24 protein-coding genes are annotated in these 26981 nt (G+C 46.5%); 13 read left to right on the top strand and 11 right to left on the bottom strand.

Annotation, left to right across the window (positions count from 1 at the left end):
• Positions 1 to 1305 precede the first annotated feature (1305 nt).
• The 8 genes from DXT99_RS12215 to DXT99_RS12180 all read left to right on the top strand — a co-directional run bounded on the left by DXT99_RS12215 (position 1306) and on the right by DXT99_RS12180 (position 14693).
• Positions 1306 to 4506, top strand: a complete 3201-nt coding sequence (locus tag DXT99_RS12215) for a SusC/RagA family TonB-linked outer membrane protein (protein ID WP_115565832.1) — start codon at positions 1306 to 1308, stop codon at positions 4504 to 4506.
• A 75-nt stretch (positions 4507 to 4581) separates the two neighbouring features.
• Positions 4582 to 6162: a RagB/SusD family nutrient uptake outer membrane protein gene (locus tag DXT99_RS12210; RefSeq protein ID WP_115565831.1), complete on the top strand. Its 1581-nt coding sequence runs from the start codon at positions 4582 to 4584 to the stop codon at positions 6160 to 6162.
• A gap of 376 nt (positions 6163 to 6538) precedes the next feature.
• A complete protein-coding gene (locus DXT99_RS12205; RefSeq protein WP_181885114.1) occupies positions 6539 to 9973 on the top strand; it encodes a VCBS repeat-containing protein in 3435 nt (1144 codons plus the stop codon).
• 120 nt (positions 9974 to 10093) lie between these two features.
• A complete protein-coding gene (locus tag DXT99_RS12200; protein ID WP_147294211.1) occupies positions 10094 to 10408 on the top strand; it encodes a hypothetical protein in 315 nt (104 codons plus the stop codon).
• Between the two features lie 33 nt (positions 10409 to 10441).
• Positions 10442 to 12433, top strand: a complete 1992-nt coding sequence (locus DXT99_RS12195; RefSeq protein WP_115565828.1) for a hypothetical protein — start codon at positions 10442 to 10444, stop codon at positions 12431 to 12433.
• A 7-nt stretch (positions 12434 to 12440) separates the two neighbouring features.
• A complete protein-coding gene (locus DXT99_RS12190) occupies positions 12441 to 13253 on the top strand; it encodes a DUF2490 domain-containing protein (RefSeq protein ID WP_115565827.1) in 813 nt (270 codons plus the stop codon).
• Positions 13254 to 13350: 97 nt separating this feature from the next.
• Complete coding sequence (locus tag DXT99_RS12185; protein ID WP_220273382.1) at positions 13351 to 14226, top strand: MORN repeat-containing protein; 876 nt, start codon at positions 13351 to 13353, stop codon at positions 14224 to 14226.
• Positions 14227 to 14456: 230 nt separating this feature from the next.
• Entirely contained in the window at positions 14457 to 14693 is a 237-nt protein-coding gene (locus tag DXT99_RS12180; RefSeq protein ID WP_147294210.1) for a hypothetical protein, read from the top strand.
• A gap of 502 nt (positions 14694 to 15195) precedes the next feature.
• Here DXT99_RS12180 and DXT99_RS12175 read toward each other — a convergent pair.
• The 8 genes from DXT99_RS12175 to DXT99_RS12150 form a co-directional block, all read right to left on the bottom strand.
• On the bottom strand, positions 15196 to 15660 hold the full coding sequence (locus tag DXT99_RS12175) for a hypothetical protein (RefSeq protein WP_115565825.1): 465 nt from the start codon (positions 15658 to 15660) through the stop codon (positions 15196 to 15198).
• 277 nt (positions 15661 to 15937) lie between these two features.
• Complete coding sequence (locus DXT99_RS12170; protein WP_115565824.1) at positions 15938 to 16162, bottom strand: transposase; 225 nt, start codon at positions 16160 to 16162, stop codon at positions 15938 to 15940.
• A gap of 109 nt (positions 16163 to 16271) precedes the next feature.
• A complete protein-coding gene (locus tag DXT99_RS12165; RefSeq protein ID WP_115565823.1) occupies positions 16272 to 17003 on the bottom strand; it encodes a 3-keto-disaccharide hydrolase in 732 nt (243 codons plus the stop codon).
• Between the two features lie 380 nt (positions 17004 to 17383).
• Positions 17384 to 17548, bottom strand: coding sequence for a hypothetical protein (locus tag DXT99_RS27030; RefSeq protein WP_181885113.1), 165 nt, complete (start codon positions 17546 to 17548; stop codon positions 17384 to 17386).
• Between the two features lie 214 nt (positions 17549 to 17762).
• Positions 17763 to 18185, bottom strand: coding sequence for a sensor histidine kinase (locus tag DXT99_RS12160; RefSeq protein ID WP_115565822.1), 423 nt, complete (start codon positions 18183 to 18185; stop codon positions 17763 to 17765).
• Between the two features lie 9 nt (positions 18186 to 18194).
• Positions 18195 to 20054, bottom strand: coding sequence for a PAS domain-containing protein (locus DXT99_RS12155; protein WP_181885112.1), 1860 nt, complete (start codon positions 20052 to 20054; stop codon positions 18195 to 18197).
• Between the two features lie 227 nt (positions 20055 to 20281).
• On the bottom strand, positions 20282 to 20491 hold the full coding sequence (locus tag DXT99_RS26840) for a hypothetical protein (protein ID WP_147294209.1): 210 nt from the start codon (positions 20489 to 20491) through the stop codon (positions 20282 to 20284).
• A gap of 181 nt (positions 20492 to 20672) precedes the next feature.
• On the bottom strand, positions 20673 to 21083 hold the full coding sequence (locus DXT99_RS12150) for a hypothetical protein (protein ID WP_115565820.1): 411 nt from the start codon (positions 21081 to 21083) through the stop codon (positions 20673 to 20675).
• Positions 21084 to 21500: 417 nt separating this feature from the next.
• Here DXT99_RS12150 and DXT99_RS12145 point away from each other — a divergent pair, with 417 nt between their 5' ends.
• From DXT99_RS12145 to DXT99_RS12140, 3 genes are all read left to right on the top strand, one after another.
• Positions 21501 to 21782, top strand: a complete 282-nt coding sequence (locus DXT99_RS12145; RefSeq protein ID WP_115565819.1) for a hypothetical protein — start codon at positions 21501 to 21503, stop codon at positions 21780 to 21782.
• A gap of 101 nt (positions 21783 to 21883) precedes the next feature.
• A complete protein-coding gene (locus DXT99_RS27720) occupies positions 21884 to 22015 on the top strand; it encodes a hypothetical protein (protein ID WP_262511361.1) in 132 nt (43 codons plus the stop codon).
• A gap of 416 nt (positions 22016 to 22431) precedes the next feature.
• Positions 22432 to 23214 (top strand): LuxR C-terminal-related transcriptional regulator, encoded by a 783-nt coding sequence (locus tag DXT99_RS12140; protein WP_115565818.1) that lies wholly within the window; start codon positions 22432 to 22434, stop codon positions 23212 to 23214.
• Between the two features lie 344 nt (positions 23215 to 23558).
• On the opposite strand, the gene DXT99_RS12135 is transcribed toward DXT99_RS12140, so the two are convergent.
• Genes DXT99_RS12135 through DXT99_RS12125 form a run of 3 tightly spaced genes read right to left on the bottom strand, consistent with a single transcriptional unit; the run spans position 23559 to position 25886 of the window.
• Positions 23559 to 24281: a hypothetical protein gene (locus DXT99_RS12135; RefSeq protein ID WP_147294208.1), complete on the bottom strand. Its 723-nt coding sequence runs from the start codon at positions 24279 to 24281 to the stop codon at positions 23559 to 23561.
• A gap of 45 nt (positions 24282 to 24326) precedes the next feature.
• A complete protein-coding gene (locus DXT99_RS12130) occupies positions 24327 to 25154 on the bottom strand; it encodes a ferritin-like domain-containing protein (RefSeq protein ID WP_115565816.1) in 828 nt (275 codons plus the stop codon).
• Between the two features lie 15 nt (positions 25155 to 25169).
• Entirely contained in the window at positions 25170 to 25886 is a 717-nt protein-coding gene (locus DXT99_RS12125) for a ferritin-like domain-containing protein (protein WP_115565815.1), read from the bottom strand.
• Between the two features lie 477 nt (positions 25887 to 26363).
• On the opposite strand from DXT99_RS12125, the gene DXT99_RS12120 reads away from it, so the two are divergent.
• Positions 26364 to 26621, top strand: a complete 258-nt coding sequence (locus tag DXT99_RS12120; protein WP_115565814.1) for a Sec-independent protein translocase subunit TatA/TatB — start codon at positions 26364 to 26366, stop codon at positions 26619 to 26621.
• 35 nt (positions 26622 to 26656) lie between these two features.
• Positions 26657 to 26932, top strand: a complete 276-nt coding sequence (locus DXT99_RS12115; protein WP_115565813.1) for a hypothetical protein — start codon at positions 26657 to 26659, stop codon at positions 26930 to 26932.
• Positions 26933 to 26981 lie beyond the last annotated feature (49 nt).

Below are 26981 nucleotides of genomic sequence, written 5' to 3'. Positions count from 1 at the left end.
CCTGGTCTTGCTGAGCTCTACAGCCATCACCTTGAATTCTTTGTCGAACTTTCTTCTCTCTTGTGACATAGTGTTAAGTTATAGGTTTTTCGCTTAACTATATGTCCACTCAAATGTAGCAGCTCCATAGTGTGTCATGAACCTCTTTCTTCAACAGCCATTCCTTAGCCGGAAGATTAGAAATAATTTGGGCACACGGCGCTTTTCTGGCCCACCGCGGCAGAAGGGGGTATCACATTGAAATATAGGACATGGGGGGCTTCTTTGCTGAGGTATGATCTAACCCACAGACCGATTTTATAGGTCTGATACGTGGCCTGGACAGTAAAAGGGCGTTAGAGCCATATGTAACCTCAGTAAATATATTAGGAATGACACAAAGCATTTCCTAAGCAGGAATATAGCATCTCATAAACCAGGTTACCTCAAGCAGGAGTTCTCATGTTCACTAAACATGTGTATCACTTTATGAACAACAAACTAAGGCAGGTAAGGCTTCTATTGCTATATTGCCTCCATGCGAATAACCAAGTAATACAAATTTTATATCGGTTATAGTGGGAATCAAATCGTTTAGCGTGCTTGCGTATCCTGGTATTGTGTAATCTTAGGTTGGAGTAGTAGACCATCCAGAAAAGCCATGTCCAGGCAATCTCCTACTGAAATCAGATGATGCGCTTGAAGTGCTTCGCTATTTAATTGCTTAAGCCATACTTGGCCAGACATTGAAAACCCTTAAGAAAAACGATTGCTGGGGCTTTCCATTTTTTCTCTTCTACATGAATCTTTAGCCCGTTAACGGAAGCGACATTTGATGGAATTTTAGCTGCCATAGATAAATATATAAAACATTCGAATCTATTTGTTTTATCTATATTTTTTTATAATTTAAAGTAAGTGTAGCTGTTATATTTATATTTATAAAAGCAAAACTTAAATAAGATAATTCTGATAGGGTATGAAGGCTGCTTCTCAGTCATAAGCTAAGGGCTGAGAAGAGGAGTAACTGAAGGCTTTAGAATTTATTGTTTCAAGATAAACTCCTTTATTGTAGAATTGTAAAGAAGGCCAATCTTCGCCTACACCAAAAAAATACTGTTGAGCAATAAGCCACTATAGTTAATTACTAGAAAATGTAGTCAACTATAGTTATGATAAAGTGATTAATCACTTTAAAGGTAAAAATATAATGGGAAATAAGTATTATACAGTTTATTTTTCTTTCTTCTATTCGCTATAATTGTGCTGAGTAAATTATGTCTTATTAAAACCATATCCCATGTCAATCAAATCACACTTAGACTTATGATGAGACTATACAAAAGAAACCGATTTTTTTACTTGCTGTTAGTCATTGCACTAATAGTCAGTAACGCAACTGGAATAGCTCTGGGCCAAAGTCCGCTGACTGTGTCCGGCAAAGTAACAGGCGGTGGGGGAGAGGGTTTACCTGGTGTCTCTGTTGCGGTAAAAGGAACTACTCAGGGAACGGTAACCAATTCCGATGGAAACTTCTCTTTACAGGTACCTGACGCCAACAGTACATTGGTCTTTTCATATATCGGTTATACATCCAGAGAAGTGGCTGTGAACGGTGCTGCAAACCTGAATGTAACGCTCTCTGAAGATGCAAAAGCATTGGAGGAAGTAGTAGTAATAGGGTATGGAGAGAAAGACCGCCGGATGCTTACCGAATCAATTGGTACTGTGACGTCGGAAGAGGTACAGCGTATTCCTGTTGCCAGCCCCGACCAGGCGCTACAAGGCCGTGTGTCTGGTGTACAGGTAACAAGCGTTGACGGTACTCCAGGCTCGCCAGTATCCGTGCGGATCCGCGGTGTAAGCACTGTAGGCAACAACCAGCCCCTATACGTGATAGACGGTATCCCGGTAGGTACCGGCGGTGGCGGGGTTACGAATCCGTTAGCCACCATAAACCCGGCTGATATAGAAAGCATGTCGGTATTGAAAGATGCCTCTGCCGCTGCCGTATATGGCGTTCGGGCAGCGAATGGCGTTGTGCTGATTACAACCAAGAGAGGCAAGACAGGCAAACCTACCGTGCGGTATGATGGCTATTATGGTGTGCAGAATTTCCCGAAGTTATATGACTGGAATAACAGTGAGCAGTACGTGCAATTAGCTACAGAGGCTATCAACAACCGCAATGCCCAGAATGGTGATGATGCTATTGTTCTGCACCCCGATCTCCAGCCAGGGAGCCCTTTGCTTAATGTGAACACTGATTGGCAGGACGCAGTGCTCAACAAGGATGCCCCCATCCAGAACCACAACCTCTCAGTTTCAGGCGGTTCGGAGGCTGCCAGCTTCCACGTGTCCGCAGGATATTTTAACCAGGAAGCTACTATTCGTAAATGGGACTTAGAGCGCTTTAACTTCCGGGTAAATGGGGATTTTAAAATTGGTAATCGATTTACCATTGGCCAAAACTTTGCCATTGCTTACCAGGAGATACAGAGAGGTATGAATGCCGGTGGTGATGGCTTCCTCTATGGTTCCACGGCCAATCAACCTCCCTTTTTTAGGATTTTTGAAGACCCGGCTAATCCTATACCAGGTAACCGTTATGGTTACACGGGTAACTATAACGTAGGCGGCCTAACAATTGCCAACCAAGTAGGAATCAACGAGATCTTAGAAGTTATTGACCGCCGGACTAACGTATTAGGGGGCATACATGGTACTTTAGAAGTTTTGCCAGATCTTAAATTCCGTACCGCAGCCTCCATCGACTTCAATACATCCCGTAATACGAATTGGCAGCCTGGTTATACAAACGAGGAATTAGGGTTGGCGCGTAACATCAACAATTACAACGATAGCCGCGGTGAAGGATACACACAGGTGTTTACCAATACACTAACGTATGATAAAGCTTTAGGTGACCATTCTATTAACGCCTTAGCTGGCATTGAATACCAAAAGCTGCGCAGTACCGGGCTTTCGTACAGGGGGGAAAACTATCTTAGTACAGCTCCTGCTTTTTACCAGAATATTAGCAACCAGGGTGGAGACGCCGATGGAAACTTTGCTAATGCAGGTTCCAGTAACTTCAATCAAGCCTTTGTAGGCTACATAGGCCGCCTGAGCTACGATTATAAGCAGAAATACCTCCTTACTGCTACTGTTCGCCGAGACGGTGTTGCTACCTTCCCACCTGAAAATCGCTGGGGTACTTTCCCATCTGTGTCAGCTGCATGGCGTATTAGCCAGGAGCCGTTTATGGCAAAATTAACTTTGATCAATGACCTGAAAATCAGAGGTAGCTGGGGGCAGTTAGGTAATTCAAATACTGCTCAATTTCCGCATGTTTTCCGGGTTTCTTTTACGCCTGATTATGCTTTAGGTGGTGTTACACAGCAGGCCCCTGTACAAGTTAACCTGCCAAACCAAGACGTTACCTGGGAAACTGTACAGACCACAGATTTCGGGTTTGATATGTATATGTTTAACAACCGGTTTAACCTCTTGGCCACCTATTATATTCGGGAAACCAAAGATTTCCTTTATAACCTGCCAATCCCTGCTGTGGGTGGATTTACCAGTATCCCAGTAAACTTGGGTACTGTAGAGAACCGCGGAATAGAGGTGGAAATGGGCTATAATGGCAAGATTGGGAATGCTGTAGAGTTTAATGTGTCCGGTAATATTACTACTATTCGTAACCGTCTGACTGCTTTGGCTCCTGGAATTCAGGAGTTTTCTTCTGGTGATTACCGTACGGCCGTAGGCTATCCGATTGGTTATTTCTACGGTTATAAAACAGGAGGAATTTATCAAACCCAGGCGGAAGCAGACGGAGCCCTGCCTGATAACCTGGCTAGAGATGTAAACAAGCCTCGCCCAGGAGATGTAATTTTCCTGGATGTGAACGGCCCAGCCCCAGAGGACGCTCCAAGAGGGGTTCAGTTCTCTGGCGAACCAGACGGAATCATCACGCCTGCTGACAGAACGTATTTGGGTAAAACCATTCCAGACTTTTTCTATGGAATGAACATGGGCTTTAATGCTTATGGTTTTGACTTAAATGTTTTATTCCAGGGTGTATCCGGTGTGCAGCTTTACAACAGCTACCGACGCAGTAACATAGGCCTTGGAGGCCCAGGTCGTAACCAATTAGTAGAGTCTCAGGAGCGTTGGACAGGCCCGAACACGAGTAACAGTATGCCGCGTGCAGTCGCCGGCGACCCTGCCCAGAACAATCGCTTCTCAGATCGCTTTGTAGAAGATGCCGGTTTTTTACGCCTGCGTAACATACAGTTAGGCTACACTGTGCCGGCTTCTTTTGTAGAGCGTACCCGGGCTTTCAGTACTGCCCGCGTGTACATCGCGGCTAACAACTTGTTCACAATCACTGATTACAGCGGGCTTGACCCCGAAGTGGTAACTTTCGGGCAAAATACTAGCGCAACAAGTGCTGGTACAGATAATGCCAACATCCCGCAGCCACGTATTTTCCAGGGCGGTATACAGTTGTCGTTCTGATAGGTCTGTCAGGAACCTGAGCTTTATGCTGAAGTCTGGTACAGAACTTTTATTCAAATTTTGTAAATTGTTTATATGAAAAGAATCAGCAAAATAAGTTTAGTAATGCTTTGCATGCTGGAGTTTACGGCATGTGAAAAGCAACTCGAACTGTCTCCGTTGGGGCAGCTCGACGATACTACTTTTTACCAGACAGAATCAGATTTTGAGGCTGCCTCGCTGTCTGCTTATTCCACCCTTATTAATTTTTACTTTGACCAATCCGGTTCAATTTGGGACGAGGTAATGCTTTATCCAAGCGACGAAGTAGCAAGGGGGCAGAATCCGAATGATCGGAATGACTTTAACTGGAATGCAAATGACGCGCAATTCTTCAATTTGTGGAGGGAGTCTTATAAAGGTATTCAGCGCGCCAACGTAATCATCGATGCGCTTCCTAAAGCAAGTAATTTCGAAGATGAAGAACGCAAAGTGCAGTTTGAAGCAGAAGCCAAATTTGTCAGGGCGTATTTACATTTCTTGTTAGCTACTAATTTTGGCAATGCGCCTGTTTCCATGGCATCAATCAGCACACTTGAAGGTGCGAACAAACCCATGTCAGATCCGGGAGAAATCTGGGATGTAGTGATTTCCGACTTAAAATTCGCGCAGGAAAACTTGCCTGCTACCTGGGAAAGCACTAATACAGGCCGTGTAACAAGTGGAGCTGCTACCGCAATGCTGGGTAAAGTTTACCTGTACCGTGCGCAGTGGGACAATAACACTGCACTGTATGCTGATGCTGTCAGAGAGTTGAGTGCTGTTGTAAATAGCGGACAGTACTCGCTAGTGCCAACTTTTTCTGATAACTTCGATATTTCAAAAGAGAATAATGTAGAGTCCCTGTTTGAGATTCAGTTCAGCCGCGGCGATTTTAATACATGGCTTCCAGTTGATTTTGGTGCTGCTGCTAACGAAAACATTGGGTTCGCGGGAACTAACCGGAGTGTGGTTTGGCGTCCTGCCTGTGGCCCTACAGGCCTATGTGCTCCGAAAGCCAATGGTCATGGTTATGGTAATATGCATGTTTTAGAGCCTCTCCGAAATGCCTTTGAACCTGGGGATCCTAGAATACAGGATACTTACTACAGGGCCGGAGATCCATATTTCGACGAACCTTATAATCCTCTTTGGTCGTTTTCTGGTGCCACACCCTCAAAGTATGTTAGGCTGAGTGATGTTACAGAAGAATCTTCCCCCCCGAATTTTGACCTTAACAATCAACGTGTTATTCGTTACGCTGATGTACTCTTAATGCTGGCGGAAGCCATACTCTTGGGAAACAACGATGTAGCCGGTGCCGCAGCGCTTATCAATCAGGTGAGAAGAAGGGCTGACCCAACCGGAACTATTCTGCCTGATCATCCGGCTGATGTTTCTCAAGACCAGATGTTTGATTGGCTCATGCATGAGCGTCGGGTTGAACTGGCTTTAGAAGGGTATCGTTACAGCGATCTGGTGCGATGGCATCGTGCCGATTTAATTGATATTAAAACAGATGTTGATTTTGGCTCAGAAGCTGCAAACCAGGCTTGGAATGAGCGACACCTGTTGAAGCCAATCCCCCAGCGCGATCTTGATTTAAATGAGGCACTTCGGCAGAATGATGGATATTAAGATCCAGATAATTAGTCTAAACAGCAAAAGCCCGACAACCGGGCTTTTGCTGTTTAATGTGATGGCTTAAATAAAGTAACTAAAAAGTCATAAATGAACATTCTTTTGTGATGATTTGTAATAAAGTCCGGTTGTTGTAAGACTTATAGTTGAGTTTATGTAATAGCAAATACATAAAATGTATTACACAAAGCACTTACTTCTAATCGATTTATAACATCCTATTTTTATAAAATTATGTTTTTATAAGGATTAATAGAAAGTCAAAAGTTCTATGTCTTAATGAGACATGTTTATGAAATATTCTAATTATACTCTTCTCGCTGTTCTCTTACTAATATTTACAAATTGTAAATATTTTTCACCCAAAGAACCTGTGCTTTTTGAGCTTTTAGCTGCTGAGGAAACGGGTATCAGCTTTAACAATAAGCTGCCAGAGAATGACACCCTCAACGCAATGCAGTTTGATTACTTATACAATGGTGGAGGCGTGGCAGTAGGCGACATTAACAACGATGGCCTGGAAGACATCTATTTTACAGGAAATAAAGTTTCTGGCAAACTATACCTGAACAAAGGCAATCTTAAGTTTGAGGACATTACGGATAAAGCGGGAGTTGCAACGGAGCGCTGGAGTACTGGGGTAGCTATGGTAGACATAAATCAGGATGGATTTCTGGATATTTATATCTGTATGGCAGGCCCGGTAGAGGAAGCCGACATGGCTAACCTGTTGTTCATTAACAACGGCAACAACACGTTTAATGAGGCTGCGAAGGCTTACGGCCTAGCTGACACCGGCTATAGTACCCATGCTGCCTTTCTGGATTATGACCGGGACGGCGACCTGGACATGTACCTGCTCACCAATGCCCGTGAGGAGCAAAACCGGAACCTGGTGCGCCCTAAAACAAATGATGGCCTGGCCAAAAGTACTGACCGGTTGTATCGGAATAACGGCAACAATACATTTACGAATGTCTCGCAAAAAGCTGGGATCAACATTGAAGGATATGGTTTAGGTGTAGGCATCAGTGATATAAACCAGGATGGCTGGCCCGATGTATATGTGGCGAACGATTTTATCACAAACGACCTGCTGTGGATTAACAATGGCGATGGCACTTTTTCAGATAAAATTAACCAATACCTGAGCCACCAGAGTTACAATGGTATGGGTACCGATATTGCTGATATCAACAATGACGGTTACCAGGAGATCATGGTGCTGGACATGCTGCCGGAGGAGAACAAGCACCAGAAAACCATGCTTATGCCCGCAAATTATGACCGGTTTATGATGAATCTGGAGCTTGGGTATGAGCCACAGTACGTACGCAACTCGCTTCAGCTAAATAACGGGAACGGAACCTTCAGTGAAATCGGGCAACTGGCCGGGGTGAGCAATACAGATTGGAGTTGGGGACCATTATTTGCAGATTTTGACAACGATGGTTACCGGGACATACTCGTTACCAACGGCTATCGGAAAGATGTAACCAACCTAGACTTTGCTACCTACACGGTTGGTCTGAACAAATTCGGAACAGAAGAAGCGAATAAAAAAGAGTTTACAAAAGAGTTGAAGAAACTGGAAGGCACTAAAACCCACAACTACATTTACCGGAACAACAAAGATCTGACTTTCACAGATATGTCGGAGGCATGGGGGCTGTCTGACCCAAGTTACTCCAACGGTGGCGCTTATGCCGACCTGGACAACGACGGTGACCTGGATATGGTGGTGAACAACATAGATGAGGAAGCCTTTGTCTATCAAAACCGAGCCGAAAGCTTTTTAAAAAACAACTTCCTTAAAGTTAAATTTAAAGGAACTGCTCAAAACAGATTTGGAATAGGTGCGAAATTGAAGCTGGCCTACGGAAATAAACAGCAGGTGTACGAGCATTACACGCACAAGGGATATAAGTCTACTGTATACAACATAGCGCATTTCGGCCTGGGCAAAGACAGCCTGGTGCAGACCCTCGAAGTTATTTGGCCTGACGGCAAAAGCCAGGTGCTGCAGCAGGTGAAACCGAATCAACTGCTTACATTAGATTACAACAACGCTACAGCTAAACCCATAGCACCTAAACCGTTGGCAAACATTTTATTCAAAGAAGTGAGCGATGACCTGGGAATTAAGTATGATCAGAAAGAAGCCAGCTACGATGATTTTAAACAAGAATTCCTGCTTCCGCATAAATTGTCTCAGAATGGACCTGGAATAGCAGTGGGTGATGCAGATGGTAACGGCTTGGAAGATTTCTATGTGGGAGGCGCTACACAGCATACAGGCATGCTGTTTCTGCAGGATGAGAATGGCAACTTCGCCAGCAGGCCTTTTGCTAAAGAAGGCACGCAGGAAGAGGATATGGGTGTTTTGTTTTTTGATGCCGATAACGACGGTGACCTGGATCTGTATGTAGTGAGTGGCGGCGTAGAAAACCCTGCAGGTTCCAGCGATTACCAGGACAGGTTGTATAAGAATGATGGCAATGGCAAATTTGCCTTAGATGCCAAGGCCTTACCGGCTACATTGGCCAGTGGCTCCTGCGTAACGGCTGCCGATTATGACCGCGATGGCGATTTAGACTTATTTGTGGGAGGGCGCGTGGTTCCGGGTAAGTATCCTTTACCGGCTCAAAGTTATCTTTTGCAGAACAACGGCGGCAAATTTAAAGATGTAACACGTACAGCTGCCAAAAGCCTCACTAATCTGGGCCTGGTGACTTCTGCTATCTGGACAGACTTTAACCAGGATAAGCAGGTTGATTTGATCGTGGTGGGTGAGTGGATGCCTGTCACTTTCTTTCAGAATAAGAACGGTGTATTTACAGATGTGACAGCCGAAACCGGGCTGCAGCACACCTCCGGCTGGTGGAACAATATTACAGGCGCGGATTTTGACGGAGACGGCGATATAGACTATGTAGCCGGTAACCTGGGCCTGAATAGCAAGTATAAAGGATCTGCAAAGGAGCCTGTTTGTATCTATGCAAAGGATTTTGATTCGAACGGAAGTATAGATCCTATTCTGTTCTATTATATACAAGGTAAAAATCACCCGACACACCCGCGCGACGGCCTCACCAGCCAGATTGTGGGTATGCGGAAACGTTTCCCGACTTACGCCAAGTATGGAGAGGCTACGCTGGAGGATATGTTTCTGGAGGAAGAACTGGAAGATGCGTATGTAGTGCGCGGCGAATATTTCAAAACCAGTTATATGGAGAATCTGGGCAATGGCAAATTCAAAATAAAGGCCTTGCCTATGCAGGCACAATTCGGCCCTGTTTTCGGTATCAGCACTAAAGACTTTGATGGTGATAATAAACTGGACCTCCTGCTTATCGGAAACTCTTATGCTACTGAAGTACTCACAGGCTGGTACGATGGCTTGATCGGGCTATATTTGAAAGGTGATGGGAAAGGCGGTTTTACACCTGTCAGCGTTAACCAGAGCGGCTTTATGGTGAAAGAAGACGGTAAAGCCCTGACTGAGATCACATCAGCGAAAGGTGAAACGCTGGTGCTGGCGGCAGTAAACCAGGGGCCGCTTCGGGTGTTCAAGACTAACAATGCAATTGCAAACAAGCCGGTAAAGCTGGAGCCACAGGATGCCTATGGTATTGTGACCACAAAAGACGGAAAGAAACAGCGCTATGAGTTTTATTACGGCGGCAGCTATCTGTCCCAAGGGTCCCGCACCTGGCAATTACCTGCAAACGCCACTGCGGCAACCATTTATAATTACAAAGGCAAAGGCAGAAGTATAGCGCCCACAGCAACAATCGTCTCCAGATAATCTTCGGAAAATGCCCCTACTGCTAAAGGGGCATTTTTATTTTAAGCCGATAACGCAGGATAGGACAGAATAGCTAAGAATGCGAACCACACTATGTTTAAATCCATTTTTTGCATGAACATGAACAAAGCCATATTTTTAACCGCCCTCCTTACCTGGGCAGCTTTATCTGCTGCCGATGCACAACAAATCGGGCAGGGGCAGAGTGTTTCCCCATTGCCTGTTACCATTGAGCTTAATCCCCAAAAGAAGTATCAGACAATGGAATCCATTGGGGGCAACTTTGCACAGGCCAACTATACAAAGGATGCCCGGGATACAGCCCTCACCATCATTTCCCAGCAGCCTCCTCCTGCCACACCGATTATGGCTGAGGCAATCTTGCACCCCTTATATCTTTTTGCTTTGGGCCGGTGTATAAGAGAGGACAGGTAGGGGAAAAACGAGGCGGGATTAAAAGAAGAAGGAATGATGGCCAGAAAAGAACAAGGAAAAGCAAGAAGATTATGCTTTTTTGCTTTTGTTACGTGTTTTTTATTTTCAGCTACAGGGTATGTTGTTGGTCAGGATCTTTACAGCCTGACAGATACCCTGAGAGAAGGTGAGGGCTACATTGTACAACGGAGCTTCCAGTACCAGCTTTCCCGTAAGGACACCCTGCGGCAAGGGAAATATGAGCTTTTTCTGAGGCCCCATGTCAAAGATACCTTGCATGCCCGAAAGTATGCGTATGAACATCTTCGGCTAACTTTCAGAAAGGATGAAAAGCAAGGACCTTACTTACTCCGCTCCTTTTCTTTTTTTCCGGCCCTTCCGCAATTGAGCCCGGAAGCCGGGAGTATACGCATTCCTTACAGTGGCAGTCAGGCGGAGATCCTGGGGCAATATGAGGAAGACAGGCCGGTAGGACAGTGGTTTCTTCGTGAGTACCGGCAGGAGGAGGGGGAGCCTGCCGATACCGTACGGCTGCTGAATGCCTCCTTTAATCAGGAAGGTATACTGAATAAGCAGTTCTACATCATGGAAGAGGAACCGGGCCAGGTACTCAGCGGGGGCTTTAATACAGAAGGTAGTCTTGCTGACACGCTGGAGGTGCGTGTCAGCAGAGAAGGGGAGGAGGTAAGGATAGCCTATTATTTTGATGACGGCCTGCTTGCAGGAGTTACTGGGAGCGAAGGAGGTTTTGTGCAGCCCGTCTACATGGCCGGAAATCTGGCTGACGTGCGTTTGCAGGAGCATGCGCTGGACTCGCTGTTTCCGGACGTGCTGTCTTATTACCTGCCGGATATGCCGGCAGCGGAAAAAATCCGGCTGTTGCAGCCCCTCCAAACCCTTGTTCAGTCTTTTGCTAAGCTGCAGGCCAATCACAGCAGTTTGGTAAGTGAGCTGCCTGTTTCGCTGAACGTGCAGCCTCCAACCGTCAGACTCCCCATGTATAAGCCGGATAAGCGTGAACTAGCCTTTATCCAGGAAACCTACAGCAGGCTCTCCAGCCTACAGCACCAGGCAGACAGCCTCATGGCTTTATCTGCCTTTAACCTGAACAGGTACCGCGACAGGGAGCTTGCCTCCCTGTATGCCCGCGGCGACCTGCTGCTGGATAGGATAAGCCGGCAGCGAAACATATTTGAGGTGTTATCCGGACCGCTGCAGCAGCACATTAATCCGGAGTGGTTTATGCGCCGAAGGCTTGCTGAAATCAGCCTGCAGGATACGGTGACTTATACCTACAATGATGAGCTGCTGAAGGAAACGGTTGACTTTGATTTTGGAAAAGAGAGCCTCTCTCCATTTGAGCAGTACCAAGCCTATGTTCAGCAATTGGAAGAAGAGTTCGGGCAGATTAGCAGCCAGGTAGACGAAAAGTTGACGGAACAGCAAATAGATGTACCCCTGAAAGAAAGGGAGGAGCAGATAACCGCCTTAGCTGCAGAAATAGAGCGGCTGGCCGACAGCCTGCAGCTGAACCTGTACAATCCTGAGGTAAGCAGCATCTACAAGCATTCATTTGTGGAGTTTAAAGACAGGTTGTTGCAGCAGTACGGTCAACTGTCTTCTGCCGAGCGGCTGGAGCAGGCCGATCAGCTCATCAGCTGCCTGAAAAGACTGGCAGCCAGGCTGGAAGAGGCTCCACAGCTTGCTCAAAGCGAACAGGTGGTGGATCAGGCCTACATGGAAAGCCGGTTGAACCCCTATACCTATACCGAAATGAGGGTGCGCCTGTATGAAAGGCTGTTCAGAGCTTATCGCCAAACCCTGGTGCCTTACCTGGTAGATAGGATGCTTCCGGCCGAAAGCTGCGAGGACTTTTTGCGGAAAGCAGATAACCTGGAGGTGCTGCAGCGTTATATGCTGGATGCTTTAAATAAAAATCCTAAAAGGCTCGAACGGAGGGTACGCTCTCAGGATGGACCGGAGACGCTTATCCGAAAATTAGGCATTCCTGTTTTCTTAAAGTAGTCGTTGTATGCAATATAAGATTTACCTTTTATTTCTTGCCTTTTTTGCCTTAAGTAGCAGCTGCTTCGGACAGGCGGAGGAAGCACGCCTTGGCGAAGCCAGGACCGGCTTGTGGCTTGGCCTGTATACCAAGCTGCGGCTGGGCGAAAAGATTTATTATTATGCCGAAACCCACTACCGCCGGCAGAACAGCCAGGAGAACCGCTTGGACTTTGCCGGCAGCATGGGGAAAATATACAACCGCCACGGGATTAATTTTTTAGTGAACAAAAACTTTGAGGTAACGGCAGGACCAGTGCTGGTGTTGAATTTTCCCCAGGATCCGACCAACCCGCAGTATGAGCGCATGGTGCCCGAATACAGGATATGGCACCAGTACCTGCTCATTCAGCCTCAGATGGGCAGGGTGAAATTTTACCACCAGTTCAGGTTTGAGCACCGTTTCAGGCGCAGTTTGGAGGTAGCATTGCCCGAATATAATTATACCACCAGGTACCGGTATAAGATTTATGCTTATATCCCCATAAACAAGCCGTACCTGGCAGAGAAAACCTTCTACTTTTCGCCAAGTGTTGAAATATTCATGCATAGCGGCGAAACCGTGGTGGCGAATCCCATGGAAGATTTCAGGATATACCCCGTGCTGGGCTACATCATTAATAAAAATTTTATGTGTTCCGCCGGCTATACCTGGACGCTGGGACAGGCAAGAACAGGCTATGAATACAACCAGGCCCACCTTATCAGGCTAAACCTGTACGTTAACTTCGACCTGCGAAGCCCGCAAAAGGCGGTTCCAAAAATACATATGCGGGATTAAAGGCGCTATTCCGGGCGTTTTTTTCCTGACAGAAGGAAGCTGGAAACTTCTGGCGGTTACTGTTTTGTTTTAGTCTTGAAAAAAGGAAAGTAATTATATGAGTAATAAAATATGGATGGTGATCTGCGGTTTACTTCTGCTGCTGGCCGTATTCTTTTTAATAAGGTCAAACACGTTAAAGCAAGAAAAGGAGGTTGTCCTGGAACAAAACCAAGCGGTTGCCGACTCCGTGGATTACTACAGATATAAAAGTATAGGAGACTCCCTGCTGGCGGTAGAAGACATTGAAGGAGCCCTGAAATATTTCCAGAGGGCTGATAGTGTGTTTGGCCAAAAGAACCTGATGAATGAAAAGCTAAAGGTGATAGATGCTATACAGGCTAAACAGGCAAGAGTGAGCAGCCTTAGGGAGCGGGTAGAGCAGATCCAGGGCGAGCGACTGACGGCGGAAAGGAGTCTGGGAGAGGAAATTCAGCTGAGGGACTCCCTGATGCGGCTTTCTGATACAGAAGTTGAAATCCTTGTCATGGAAACCGAGCAGCTGCGCGACAGCCTGATGCAAGCCTTCGCGGAAATGCAGAAAATAGCCGAATCGGTAGGTGAACTGGAGTTCGAAACCGCCGAGGGAACACAAATTTATTATGCCGGGGACCTGGCTGGGGGTAAAGCCAATGGTTATGGTTACGGCCTGTTCGGCACCGGAGGGATTTATGCCGGTGAATGGAAGAATAATAAAAGGCATGGAAAGGGGAAATATACCTGGCCCGACGGCAATGTTTATGTGGGCGAATATCGTCAGGGGAAACGGGAAGGAACAGGTACCTATTATTTTACTTCCGGAGAAAAGTATGTAGGCGAGTGGAAAAATAATATGCGCAGCGGACAGGGCGCCATGTACGACGAGGATGGGGAACTTATCCTGAGCGGCATCTGGAAAGAGGACAAGGTACAGGAGGTGGTAAAGAAAGGCTGATACAGGCATTGTTTCTTCTTCCCATTACCGCAATGTGCTGCACCCCACTGTTCACCAGTTTTTTATAATGGCCTTGCCTATGCCGTCGCTGCCACCTGTTTAAATACTTTCTTGTCTTTCAGATCTATAGCTTATTTATAATGTATAGTTAAATAGATTTAAAGCATGTTTAAATAAAGCCATGACGCCTTAAGACCAGCTCACGCCTCGCCAGCAAAAGATACGGCAGAATGCCTTCTGGGAAGTGTTCTATTGTATTAGCCTGTGTGTCGCTGTGGTCGTTGTGGCGCGTCTCTCAGCTGCAGGAGGAGGCGAACGCCCACGCTAGAAAGATAGAGGAGGCCATCATAGGATATCAGACGCTAGCTGAGGAGAAGGACTGGGTGGGCACCTTGTTCCTGGGCAACTACATGCGCGTTCACCTCATGCCGGAGCAGTACAGACTGTGGCGCGAAATGGAGGAGTAGTGCAAAATACGGGATCCTCCTTAACCTGCGTCCGGCTATGGCCAATTTTATTCTGGATGGTGAGGCAATCGATACCAGTACTTCACTGGATGCTTATGAGTATGTTGGTTCGGCAGAAAGAGATCAGTGAGAGGAAATCACCTCTTATTCCTTCTAAATATGGAATTTCTCAGAAACCGGCTCTCTTGAACATAACATTAGTTATAAGCGGAACCCCCTTTCCAGCCAACTGGAGGGGTGCCACTTTTGGTACTTTCACGGAGTACAGAAAAACACCTCCTGAAAAAACTTAATATTTTCATAAGTTTTAATGACTTGCAAGGGTGTAACAGGTGTAAGTCATTAAAACTTTTTCTTTTGTGTTCGTTGCTGTTCTACTGTGGTAAAGCCTTGCTTGAAGAGAAAGTTAAAAGCCCCTCCGTTTCTGGAGAGGCTAACATTCTATAATGCTCTTTCGGAAAGCCTCCTTTCTTTTAAAAGAATTCATTTTTTGCTCATGTGCTTATTTTTTAAATTCAATCGTTCTAACATACTTTGCTGCTTGCCTCCATCCGCCTGCTTTAGTATACGTATGGTCTGTTTCCTCTACCCGCCAAACCATCTTTTGTTCTGTGACGGAGACAAGTTCGTAGGTCTCAGCTCTACCACTCTGATTAGTTAGGTTAATAAGCCTCTTGCCATCCTCTTTGCTTATTGTATAGGTATAATTTGCTACCTGATTGGCAGCTGCTTTATATAAGGTAGTTATGTTCCCTTCAGTTATCGTATAGTTTATTACCCCTACCTCTTTATCGCTATATTCTACAGCACCCGATGAATTGTAGTACACATTTGTGACTAAATTCCTTACCCATTCCCCCTTCACAAGTTCAGCCGTTGGGTCGGGTTCTTCCGCTTCTTCTTTATCGCACCCAACGAAGAGGAATAAAGTTAATAGAACAGGCAACAGAAATAGTTTTTTTTTCATATATGATCTACTTAGGTTTTACTATCAGGTATGCATGAGAGGAAACTAGGGTATGCTTTTTCAATAAATTACGTTATATATAAAAATGATTATACTTAATCATGGGTATGTAAGTTGCAACTATTAAAGGAAGTAATATTTGTTTCTTTATTCCTCATTTGAACATTTTCTTCTAGCTGCAAGCTGAGCCTAAATTAGCTGCTCCTATTTATCATAAAAGGGCTTATGAGTCCTGCTTCCGCCTCACCTTGCTGCGCAGACTCTTATCGAGCAAATCCTATAATCCATTCAGGCGCCACTTACGGTAATAGTAGTAAACTGTCTGCCAAGGCGGAAGCTCCAAAGGCATCATGCGCCAGTAAATGCCTCCTTTGCTCACGTAGAAGATGGCGTCAAGGATGCTGCGCAGCGGCCAGATGCGCTTCCTGCAAAGCATTTCATCTTCCAGTATCCTTTCTATACATTGCCATTGGGTGTCGGTTAAATCACTTGGGTAAGGCATAAGTCTGCAAACTTTTCTTACCCAACAGCCAACACCTGCTTTTTTGCCCAGCTAAATCTAAACAGCCTCTTAGGCAATTTGCTATTTTAAGTTGGAAGAGTAAGTTTAATTAATCTTTCAACTTAGATATTGGAGTTAATAAAACTTTTCTAAATTCAACTTCGGCGCCTTCGGCCTGTAATGCAATCTGGCCCTGTTGCACGGTAGCATCAAAACCATGATTTACCAACTCGTTGTTTACCCAAACTTTTACCTCCTTACCCACGCATTCAATCGTCATGGCATTCCATTCTCCCAGCGGTTTTTCCGAACCATCAGTTAAATTCGGAATGCGGCGCAATTTATCGCCGTTTACTCCCCACTTTTCTTTTGGCCCGCGCCTTTTTTCCATATCCGGTACGACAATGTCTTCTTGTATGCACCAAAAATCACCTGCATTCTCGTGCATCATTTGTACTTCTATCGATTGGGGGAACATCTCGTACAGCGCCCGCGGGGTAGAAACATGCACCAGCGCTCCACAGTTGCCGGGCTTGTCGGCAAACCGGTACTCTATTTCCAAGCGGTAGTTTTTATAGCTGTCATTGGTTATCAGGTGGCCACCGGGCGTACCTAAACTAACCAGCAAACCGTTCCTGGTAATAAATGGATTACGCGCAGTAGGGTCATTATCCATTTTAGGCACATCCACATGCCAGCCGGTTAAATCTTTCCCGTTGAAAAGACTTTTAGACTTTGCCTTTTCAGCCAGATTTTCAGGAGATAGAGTAGGGTTCTGGAAAGAAATTGTAAAGGGCAATGAACCCAGCAAGAATATAAATAGCAGAAGAATCTTGTTCATAGGAATTTCAGAATTTTAATTTAAAATCTTATTTAGAAAAGAGATGAAAGCCTTAATTTACTGATTTTTAAGTTACTAATATAGCAGGAGTTACGCATAATTGTAGATGAATTCTCTTTGAACTTATAGGAGAAGTTTTCTCTGCAGCGCATAGGCATTCGCAATGATGTTGTCCTGACTCATACACGTGAGCCTTTATTAGCTGTACCGCCTGTCTGCCCATTTATGCTTCCTGCCTTATTAGCAGACTGAATGTTTCATTATAAAAACAATCCACCAGAGCAGCAGTGGTAGCATACAGGATTGCTGCCACGGCAAACACCGGGATTAAGTGCAGGCATGCCAGGCTTACACAAACCTGATGCGCATGTTAGACACACCTATTTGCCCAACTCTACCTCTTCCGTGTTATTATTCATTTCCCAGTCAATCAACAGGTGGCGGGGGTCTATACCGGCTCTGGCAGGCTTTTGAGGCACTGTTACCGTAATTGACTGACGGTTGGAACTGATGCGGTGCTTCTGCAGGTAGAGTAGCTGGCCCAACTCCTCGCCCTTTGCAGCAGGGGCGTAGACGCCAATCTCTATCCAGTCATCCAGTGTAAGTGACTGGTCTCCACACCTGCAGCTGTATGGCTATTCACAAGCAGGTAAGTTCCACGCATGGCTACCTTCTGCTGCCGGGGATACATCTCAACATGCAGGCTGGTTTTGATGGCTGTGCCGTGTTAGTAGAAACCATGCTTTTGCATCTATACTTTTACTTCTTGAAAAAGATACGGAAGGTGGTGCCTTCATTTAAGATACTCTCTACCTCAATACGTCCCCCGGCATTCTCCACCATCTTCTTCACCATGTAAAGTCCGATGCCGGTACCTTCCACATGGTCGTGGAAGCGCTTGAACATGGTAAACAGCTCATCCGTGCGCCCAGCTTCAAGACCCAGCCCGTTATCAGTGACAGTAAGCACATGATGGGAAGGCGTGCTCCCGCAATGTATCTGAATGCGCGGTTCCCTATCAGGGGAGCGGTACTTGACAGCATTGGAGAGCAGGTTGTAGAGCACACTTCTCAGGTTCTTTTCTGAGAAACGAATAGCGGGACACTCCTCCACGTTTACCTCCAGTTGAGTACCCGATGCTGCTATGAGTGACTTCAGGTCCAGTCTCACCTCCTGTATCATGGCCGGCAGTTAAATCAGAACAGTTTCCTCCTCGTTTTCCTGCTGAAGCCTCACTACGTCTGTAAGGCTTTCAATCGTCTTCTTGAAGCGCTCCACCGATTGCTGCATCAGGTCTATTATTTGCCTCGACTCGTCCTCCTGTACGCCTCCTGTGCTAAATTCATCAGAAAGGAGTGACAGGAGCCCTTCGATATTGAAGATAGGGGCCTTCAGGTCATGGGAAGCTGTATAAATAAAATTGTCCAGGTCGTTATTGATGCGTGTCAGCTGATTATTCTTCAGCTCCAATGCTGCTTCATTCCTCTTGCGCTCTGTTATATCCCGTGCCAATGCGAAAAGATGGGGCTCACCGTCGAGCTTCAGCCCAACTACGGTCACCTCTACCGGGTAAATCTGCCCGTTTTTCTTTTTGTGCAGGGTCTCAAACTGCGGGATCGTTTCCTGTTGTGCCCTTGCAAACAGTTGTGAAAACAACTCTTCCTGGTAGACAGGGTCCACATCAGGTACGCGGATATTTTCCGCTTCTTCTTTCTTATAATCCCACGCCTCCAGTGCCTTCGGGTTAAGGTAGGCAAAAGAGCCATCTTCCCGCATGAGGATAAAGGCATCCCGCGCCTGGTCGGCCATAAACTTAAAGCGCTTCAGTGCTTCCTGGCTTTCCTCTGCCTTTTTCCGGACAAGAACCTGCTCCGTTACATCTATGGCAGTATGTATCACACCGGTCACTATCCCTTCTTCTATAAGCGGGGTATAAGAGACGTTGAAATAGTGCTGTTCCACACTTCCCCCTTCCCGCAGACTTACCGGTACCTCAGACCCTTTGAAGGGTTCACCGGTCTTTAGGACATCAAGAACTAACTGCAGTATCGGCTGGTCCCTTACCTCCGGCAATGCCTCTACCAATTTCTTCCCGATTACCTCTTCTTCCGTCTCTTTGTACATGATGCGGAGCATCGGTCCATTGACGTTTTCGATGACCATATCCTGGCCGCGGGTAAGGGCTATTGCCACAGGTGCCTGCTTTAGTAAATTCCGGAAGCGGGATTCACTTTCCAGAAGCTTTTTCTGAGAGCTTACCTGGGGAGTTACATCCTGTATGATGCCAATAATACTATGCGGTTTACCTTCTGCAAACATAGTTTTACCAATAGAACGCAGGTGCCTAACACCCTGGTCACCAGAACTTTCCAGGCGGTAGGTAATATCATGCCTGCCCCTTTCTTCTGATTGGAGTGAGTCCGCAATAACTTTCGTTACTCTTTCAGCATCTTCGGGGTGTAACTTGCTGAAGATATCAGCCATGGGTTTACGGAGGCTGTCAAAGTCGAACCATTCCCTTGCTGCCTCAGAGTAAGTTCCAGTGTCATTAGCTATATCCACTTTGAAAGTGCCCAGGTCTGCAATATCAACGGCACTTTGCAGATATCCTTTCTGGTCTTCCAGCTGTTTTTGCGCCGTTACCTGCTGGGTAATATCAATCGCGGTGTGCAGAATGTAGGCAACATTGCCTGCTGCATCTAAAACAGGCCTACTGTCGGCCGACCAGTACCGTGCTTCAAAAGCACTTTCTGTGTTGGGCACGTCATATCGAACGAGCGGCACCTGATCTATCTTTTTTTCCTGAAGGGTTTTCTGTAGGTAATCTCTCATCCTGGATGGCCCGGAAGATGTACTATCATCAGGGTTCTCGGGGTATGCTTCAAAGACACTCTTGCCTACTACGTTGTGCCTCTCCTGGTTCGTGATTTGCAGCAGACTGTCACTGATAGCCAGAATAGTAAAAAGAGGTGGGTTTGGTTGCAGCACCAGGAAGTTACCTGGTAGGGTATTGAAAATAGCTTGATAATCCAGCGTAGAGTCCTGATGCATTATTGACGAAATAGGGAGCATAACATAACGAGTGTCCGAAGATAAGCAAATGCCGGTAGAAAGAATTCTCAAAACAGGAATTCACGACTTTCTTTGTTTCCCATTGTACAGGAACTTGCATAAAAAGAGTAGAGAGGGGGATAAAGGTTTTGACCTGTATGTGTTTTGAGAACCAGTTGAACATGAAAATCGCCTTCCTTAGGTAGCATCATGGGCATCGCCAGGCACTATAAGAAAAGCGATAAGGTAGAGGTCACGCTCCTGACGCCGGTGGGGGAGGAGAGGGTCCAGATAAGGGTAGACTTCCTTCCATAGCTTTTAAAGAGGGTAGATATAAGGCAGAATAGCGGCTCATAGCGAAGGTTATGTTCACCAGGACCGACTGTAGAGCAGAAGCTGTCGGCAAACATACAGTCTTTGTCAGAAGCTGCCTGCATATGTTTGAAAAGGATAATTGCTGTTTTTGTGTTTTCTGACAGCCTGTTATGATGGGTGTTAAAATGATATTTTTTCCTTTCTCAACTCAAGTAGTTGCCACCTCACTATTTCCTGTAATCAATGGGCCGTTAATTGAACATACCATCCGGAAAGAACAACGGTAAAGGCAACGGTGCCGGGCTATTCCGCCCTTAGCCAGGCAATGGCGGCGGCTCTGCTGGTAAAGTTCTGAAACGCAAGCGAAGGCTTGGCACTTTGGCTCACCTGCTTCACGTATTTCTCCACCCCGCTCTCCCTGGCGGCATCGCTGGTGGCAACCCGGACAACCTTTTGCAGGGAGGTTTTCATCAGGTCGCGGGTAAACTGGTTCATCACGACCTTGTAGTCTTCGTGGCTGATGTCAACAATCGTCTCACTGGAGTCTATCAGGAGCCTTTTTATATTGTACTTACCTATGGCTCCCACAATAATATTGGATGCTTCATAAACCCGCAGCAGGGCATACTCCTGAACATCGGGGCCATCTACATAGAGCAAATCAGTGGAGGCGTCGTATTCTAGCCTGATAAAGCCGTTTTCGTATAGAATCACTTCTTTTAATATTAGAAGACACTAATATATGTAAAGTTATATACTGAAACAATACTTCAGGAGGTGCTGAAAAGTGAATTTTTTTATTTTATAGGCCTGTTCGCTTTTACGCGGTATAGTTATGAGGTAAAAAAGCAAAATATTTTCTTTTACCTGCTGCCAGAAAGCGGGTGCCAAAATGTTACTTCATATAGCAGTTAGTATATATTATATAATATGTATATATAATAAATAATATGAATACGCCTCTGGTATCAGCTTAAAGTTTTATCCAGACAAAAATCAATGCAAAACTACTTCTCTGGCAGCTGTTGCTGTTGGCCCAGGATTTGTGTTACTCCACGCATATTTGTTTCCTGTTGCTGTACAGAATAGTTATGTAACATTGAATATGTGAAACCTGAAACTGATAGCCACATGAGTATTGCAGCTACTTCTTATCGCCCAAACGTTATAGACAACAAGGTTCTGAAAAACCTTGGAAGAATCTTTACCATGGTCTCTTCTTCCCCGAAGGCGGACACTGGCTTTGAGGACGACATGCTAAGCTTTTCTACCATAGACGGTAGTATGGTGGCTTATAAGTCAGGAGCAAATGCCGTAAACGCCGGGGCCGGAATATTTGTTGGCGGCTACTTTGTTGGTGGTGCAGATGACAATGCACTCTCTGACGAAAGCATGCCCTTCATTAAATACTGATTGCTGTTCGATGCAGTGCCCGGCAGGGGGTAAGCCACCTGCATTGGGCAGGGCAGTCTCTCTATACCACGGCGGCACTTGCACCTTTTCCCCATGAGGTCATGCCACAAGCACACGTGCCGATAGTGGACATGCTCACGCCTGTGGAGGCGCACGGCAGGATCGGCGAGCTGAAGAGACACTGGAAAAACTATTATGCTGCCAAGAAGGGAAAGGAGGTGCCCATGCAGTAAGGTAGAGGCCAAGAACGCTTGTCGTTGCCTGAACCCCTTACCTATGGTGACAGTATAAGGTGCAAAGGGCTGGCAGGATTAAGAAACAGCTGTCAACCTGGTATAGGATTAACAATGTAAACTGTCAACTTTTCAGGACGAGTCAAAGCAAGCTAACCTCCACCTTCCATCTCAAAAATTCCAAGTTTGCAGGAACACTTCCTGCGCAGGGTTCTTTATCCTGCCAATAGCTAAGAGCAGGTCTCTTTAGTGGCTTCTTATGGGCAAGAGCTAGAAGATTAGGCTTTCAACAAGAGCCTCATTTTCAGAATGAACGTATATGCTTTTTGTCAACTTTCTAACCGCTACTAATAGTAGATGCACTTATAGTGTGCAACCACTAAAGAAACGGGGCTTGCACATAAAAGCAAAGGACAATGAAACCAGTTATACATGAACAGGCGCAAAGAATCTGGAAATTCATCTCAGAGCGGAATGAGGATGGAAAAGCTCTTACTGCAGAGGACTCTAGGTTTGAGCTTGAGCTGCATAAAAGGCTTCTTTCCTTCTTTCAGGTAGGGGAGTACTATTATTTTATTCTCAACGTGAGAGCCTTTGCCTTCGATCTGATAAGCGCAGAGGTGAGTTCAGTGCTAGGATATGAGCCTGATGAAGTAGACGTTGCTTTTATACTGAGTAGCATACATCCCGAAGATCAGCTTTGGTTTCTGTCTTGTGAGAAAAAAGTGGGAGAGTTCTTCTCCGGGTTGACTTTAGAACAAATCCCGAACTACAAAGTCCGCTATGACTACCGCATCAGGAAGAAGAACGGCGACTATATCCGGATTCTGCAGCAGGTGGTGACCATACAGTTTGATGAGCAGGGGCATGTTTTGCGCACCCTTGGCATCCACACGGACATTTCTCATCTCAAGCAGGAAGGTGCTCCCGTGCTCTCATTCATTGGGCTTAATGGGGAGCCTTCCTACATCGACGTCACAGTTGAGAAAGTCCAGTTTCCCGCTCACTCTTTACTTTCCGCAAGGGAAAGAGATGTACTACTTTTACTCGTCCAGGGCTACAACAGCGAGGAAATAGGCGATAAGCTCTTTATAAGCAAAAATACGGTGCAGACGCACCGCAAGAACATGCTGCACAAAACCGGTTGCAGAAGCACTCCGGCACTGATTTCCTTTGCTGTTAAATCAGGAGTGGTATAGCGTTCTAGTCGTTTTTTTAAAATCTCGAAATTCCCACGTATTTTAATACAAGTTTGAGCAGCAAGCTAGCTATAACCTGCTTCCCCTCCGCTGCCTGTTCCTGCGGCCTGCAGTCACCCTCCTTCAGGCAAGCCCCCTCTGCGAAGCGAAATACATGCAGTCTCGTAGACTTAAGAGGTACATACATTCAGCGTATCATCATTTCACCACCTTTACAGACGGCCATCCCAGAGGAGGAGAAATGCTGTGGCCATCGTGCCTGACGTATGCTACAGGTATAAAAGGAGCGCCCATACTTGGTATGGGCGCTCCTTTTATCTTAAATTAATTGGTCCGTGCAAGTTTTACTTCATCTCTACCAGCTCTCCACAGGCTACCGGAAGCGTTGGCTGGTACTCTGCCCACTTAGCTTCTCTACTATCGGCAGGTACAACTTTATCGTAATATACATAAGCACCATGAATTACGATAACACGCTTGTCAAGCTCCAGGTCCTTCTCTGTCTGCGTACCATTGTGCATCGCGTCGAAGGCAGAAACAAGCGAGCTCGTCATTACCTTCCCTCCATAGCTGATGGTACCGGCAGAGGTGGCAATAGGGAAGTTGTCAGCGGTCAGTGGCACCAGTTTGTCATCCAGCGGTATGAGCACAGGGCCGTAAAAAGGCAGGCCGTCCTCCAGCGTGAGCAGCCCGTCGGCGCCCGCTGCACTTGGTGGCGGGCACATAGCATCTTTATCCGCCATGTTCTCCATCACAAAACCGTGAATGTGCTGCGGGTGCACCATGCTAGGTGCCAGCCCCATCACATCCGTAATCACCTCGAACTCTCCGTCTTCATTCATCATCACCGTCGCAGTGCCTGTCACACCCGAGTTGTTGAGCGGGTTAAGCTGCACCTTGTACATCTTCATCTGGCTGTTGCCGCCGCCGCCAGAGCCGCCTCCGGGTATCACGCCATCCAGGTCACCGAGTTGGTCGCAACTGGTTAGGAAGAAAGTGCCCAGCAGCGCAGCAGCAAAGCCCTTGGTCAGAGTAGCCGCTTTATTCAGTATCATATTCGTCTTCATAAGTTTTTGTTTTAAATATTAAAAGTTGATAATCCTTCATGTTCGTTACGACACGATAAAGGGCGTAACAATGTCTACAACCATCTGCATAGATAACGGCTCATCCCATGCCTCCCTCACTGCCATCACCGGCACCGTTGTCACGTCAGTCACTTCCACACCCACATGCATCGTGTTTTTCTCACCGGCGTACACGGCGCTGCTGGCCATCATGAAGGTCGAGCCAAAGCCATCAATGCCGTCATAGTCCTCTTCTGTTATCCAGCCTTTTCTTCCGCGGATGCGCCTTACCTGTGAGGCATGGCGAGCTTCAACTGCGTGAATCTGCAGCGCCACTTTCAGCAAGTCGTCATTCTCCATCAGATTCGGGGCCTGTCCTTTGTAGGCTCTCACGCCTGTGTCCTCAAACGCCTGCGACAGGGCCAGGAAAAGCTGGTAATTGCCGAAAGGACTTGGGAACACGCCGTCTGCGGTATAATCGAACATGCTCGGCACACCGTCCAGGCTTCCGCCCAACGACTGGATAGTCGCCTCCAGCAGCTCCACATGGATACGCTCGTGCTCCCGGATGGCCATGAATACGTTCTGGTGCTGGCTGCTGATGATCCCTGAGTTTACACCCTCTATATAGAACTGATACTCCAGCCGCTCCAGGGTCAGTGCGAACTTCAGCACGGCTATCACATCATGCGCCCGGGCAAAAGCCATTTTAGGCATAACGGTGAAGGCCGCCACCGGCAAAGAGGCAAGTGCCACTTTTTTAGTCAGGCCTCCCAGTTTCTTGAAAGCCTCTTTCCTGGACATGTAGGTGTCCACTTCTTCTTCCGACCTATTATCAGTGTTGAAAGAATTGAATAGTTTTATAAACTCCATAATAGTGTCCTCCGGTTAAGCTGTTGGTAAATTACTCGCGTCAATCTCCGTCACAATGAAAGGGGCGGCCATCTGCAGCACCTGCATAGGGAGGAAAGCCCGCTCCAGGCCATCATCAATGAAGTCCACAAACGCCGCACTAGGATCGATAAGGTCGTATATGGCAGTTGCATGCCGCGCCTCCACCGACACGATTTTACCTGCCACTACCAGGAAATCGGGGTTCTCAAGGAGAGGGCCAGCACCGTTATAAGCCGCCACGCCCAGGTCCTCGAAGGTCTTGGCAGTCTGCAGCACACTGTTTCTGTCTCTGAAGTCAACCATGCTGAAGTCGAACTCCAGCTTACCAATGGCGTTCTTGCCCAACGCCGCCTCATAGAACTCCCGGTGTGCCACCTCGTGCTGTCGCAAATCCTCCAGCACCCTTATTTCCTCAGGACTCGCACCGATGTAAAAGCCTAATAGCGCTACCTTGGTATAGAAGGCTGCCTCCAGCTGCTCCAGGGCATAGGCATAGTTGAGGATGCCGATGTCCCCGCTGCCCAGGTTCACTTTCTTGGGAGAGTTGGGGTTCTTCGGTGGAATATATTCCTCCAGCACCTCGCAGCCGGAGAGTAAAATAGCGGATGTGGCCAGTGCGGCCCCGCTGTACTGCAGGAAAGACCTGCGGGACTTACCAAGCCTTTCATCGGGCTTGTAATCCTTTCCTTTAAAACTGGTAAACTTTATCATACTAACACATATAAAATTAAAAAAATACTACTTTAAAATCTTTCTCTCTCCTCTGCTGCCTTTTCTGTTATATATCCTGATTTTCTTTGCCACTCTGCTAAAGTTGATTAACATGCTTTACAATCATCTATACATCAAATATTTACGATACTTGCCGTGCATATTCAAGACGAGCAGCAGTCCCTGTTGAAACACAGTTAATTGGTGCATATTTATTCTTTTTGTAATATTAAAAGTACGTACGCAGAACTACGTACGCTTGTGCATCTGAATATTTGAGAGTAGCATCATAATACAGGGTGTATGCACCCAATCAATGAGTGAGTACTCATTAATAGTTAGAGAAAAAGAAATCCGGCGCCGTAGTGAGAAGGTAAAATAGCAGCCAGGCTCGTTTCTCTTTGGCTAAATAGGCCGGCGGGAAATCCATTATTTTCCTTTTCCCGTTAGTAGTGCATCACTTCAAGACAGAAGACTATGGAAAACACCAACATTCTTGCTTTTATAGGGGGCCTGGGAGGCACAGAGGTCATCCTCATCCTGTTTGTCATCCTGCTGCTCTTCGGGGCCAAGCGCATTCCGGAGCTGGCAAAAGGCCTGGGCCGCGGCATCCGTGAGTTTAAGGACGCCACCAATGAAATCAAGAGCGAGATAGAGAAACCGGGTAAAGACGAAAAGGCGGCAGCGCAGAGACCGGTTGCCAGGGATGAAGCTCAAAAAGAAGCCATAGTGTAAAGCCCCCACTTGCCAGCACGCCATGAACTTTAGAGATGAAAAAGAACCAGAGCCTGCGCATAGCCCAGGTTGCCGCTGATTACTATAGGCAGGCAGGGCCAGACCCGGAGCTAAGTCATTTTGAAGAATGGCTGAACACACTCAATGAGCCGATGCGAAACTACTTCAGGAAAGAGGGTTTTGAAGGGGCCAAGGGTGTGGTGGATTTCCGTCGCTTCGTGGCAGAGCAAAACGGGCAGGGACTGAAAGAATACATGCGGCGGCACCTTTCCGGGAGTGATTACGAGGCATGGCTGCAGCAGAATCCATGAGGTTTTGGTGAACATAAGAGCCGTTATACGGCCAAAAGATTAACATCTC

The organism is Pontibacter diazotrophicus (assembly GCF_003367245.1).
GTDB classification, from domain to species: Bacteria; Bacteroidota; Bacteroidia; order Cytophagales; family Hymenobacteraceae; genus Pontibacter; species Pontibacter diazotrophicus.
Note: the sequence above shows the minus strand (reverse complement) of the source record. Positions and strands in the feature narration are given on the sequence as shown.

Excerpts from the sequence above, each read along its gene's own strand:
- DXT99_RS12215 (WP_115565832.1), top strand. The coding sequence starts at position 1,306 with ATGATGAGACTATACAAAAGAAACCGATTTTTTTACTTGCTGTTAGTC.
- DXT99_RS12210 (WP_115565831.1), top strand. The coding sequence starts at position 4,582 with ATGAAAAGAATCAGCAAAATAAGTTTAGTAATGCTTTGCATGCTGGAG.
- DXT99_RS12200 (WP_147294211.1), top strand. The coding sequence starts at position 10,094 with ATGAACAAAGCCATATTTTTAACCGCCCTCCTTACCTGGGCAGCTTTA.
- DXT99_RS12195 (WP_115565828.1), top strand. The coding sequence starts at position 10,442 with ATGATGGCCAGAAAAGAACAAGGAAAAGCAAGAAGATTATGCTTTTTT.
- DXT99_RS12190 (WP_115565827.1), top strand. The coding sequence starts at position 12,441 with ATGCAATATAAGATTTACCTTTTATTTCTTGCCTTTTTTGCCTTAAGT.
- DXT99_RS12185 (WP_220273382.1), top strand. The coding sequence starts at position 13,351 with ATGAGTAATAAAATATGGATGGTGATCTGCGGTTTACTTCTGCTGCTG.
- DXT99_RS12180 (WP_147294210.1), top strand. The coding sequence starts at position 14,457 with ATGCCTTCTGGGAAGTGTTCTATTGTATTAGCCTGTGTGTCGCTGTGG.
- DXT99_RS12175 (WP_115565825.1), bottom strand. The coding sequence starts at position 15,660 with ATGAAAAAAAAACTATTTCTGTTGCCTGTTCTATTAACTTTATTCCTC.
- DXT99_RS12170 (WP_115565824.1), bottom strand. The coding sequence starts at position 16,162 with ATGCCTTACCCAAGTGATTTAACCGACACCCAATGGCAATGTATAGAA.
- DXT99_RS12165 (WP_115565823.1), bottom strand. The coding sequence starts at position 17,003 with ATGAACAAGATTCTTCTGCTATTTATATTCTTGCTGGGTTCATTGCCC.
- DXT99_RS12160 (WP_115565822.1), bottom strand. The coding sequence starts at position 18,185 with ATGATACAGGAGGTGAGACTGGACCTGAAGTCACTCATAGCAGCATCG.
- DXT99_RS12155 (WP_181885112.1), bottom strand. The coding sequence starts at position 20,054 with ATGCATCAGGACTCTACGCTGGATTATCAAGCTATTTTCAATACCCTA.
- DXT99_RS26840 (WP_147294209.1), bottom strand. The coding sequence starts at position 20,491 with ATGCAGGCAGCTTCTGACAAAGACTGTATGTTTGCCGACAGCTTCTGC.
- DXT99_RS12145 (WP_115565819.1), top strand. The coding sequence starts at position 21,501 with ATGAGTATTGCAGCTACTTCTTATCGCCCAAACGTTATAGACAACAAG.
- DXT99_RS27720 (WP_262511361.1), top strand. The coding sequence starts at position 21,884 with ATGCCACAAGCACACGTGCCGATAGTGGACATGCTCACGCCTGTGGAG.
- DXT99_RS12140 (WP_115565818.1), top strand. The coding sequence starts at position 22,432 with ATGAAACCAGTTATACATGAACAGGCGCAAAGAATCTGGAAATTCATC.
- DXT99_RS12135 (WP_147294208.1), bottom strand. The coding sequence starts at position 24,281 with ATGAAGACGAATATGATACTGAATAAAGCGGCTACTCTGACCAAGGGC.
- DXT99_RS12130 (WP_115565816.1), bottom strand. The coding sequence starts at position 25,154 with ATGGAGTTTATAAAACTATTCAATTCTTTCAACACTGATAATAGGTCG.
- DXT99_RS12125 (WP_115565815.1), bottom strand. The coding sequence starts at position 25,886 with ATGATAAAGTTTACCAGTTTTAAAGGAAAGGATTACAAGCCCGATGAA.
- DXT99_RS12120 (WP_115565814.1), top strand. The coding sequence starts at position 26,364 with ATGGAAAACACCAACATTCTTGCTTTTATAGGGGGCCTGGGAGGCACA.
- DXT99_RS12115 (WP_115565813.1), top strand. The coding sequence starts at position 26,657 with ATGAAAAAGAACCAGAGCCTGCGCATAGCCCAGGTTGCCGCTGATTAC.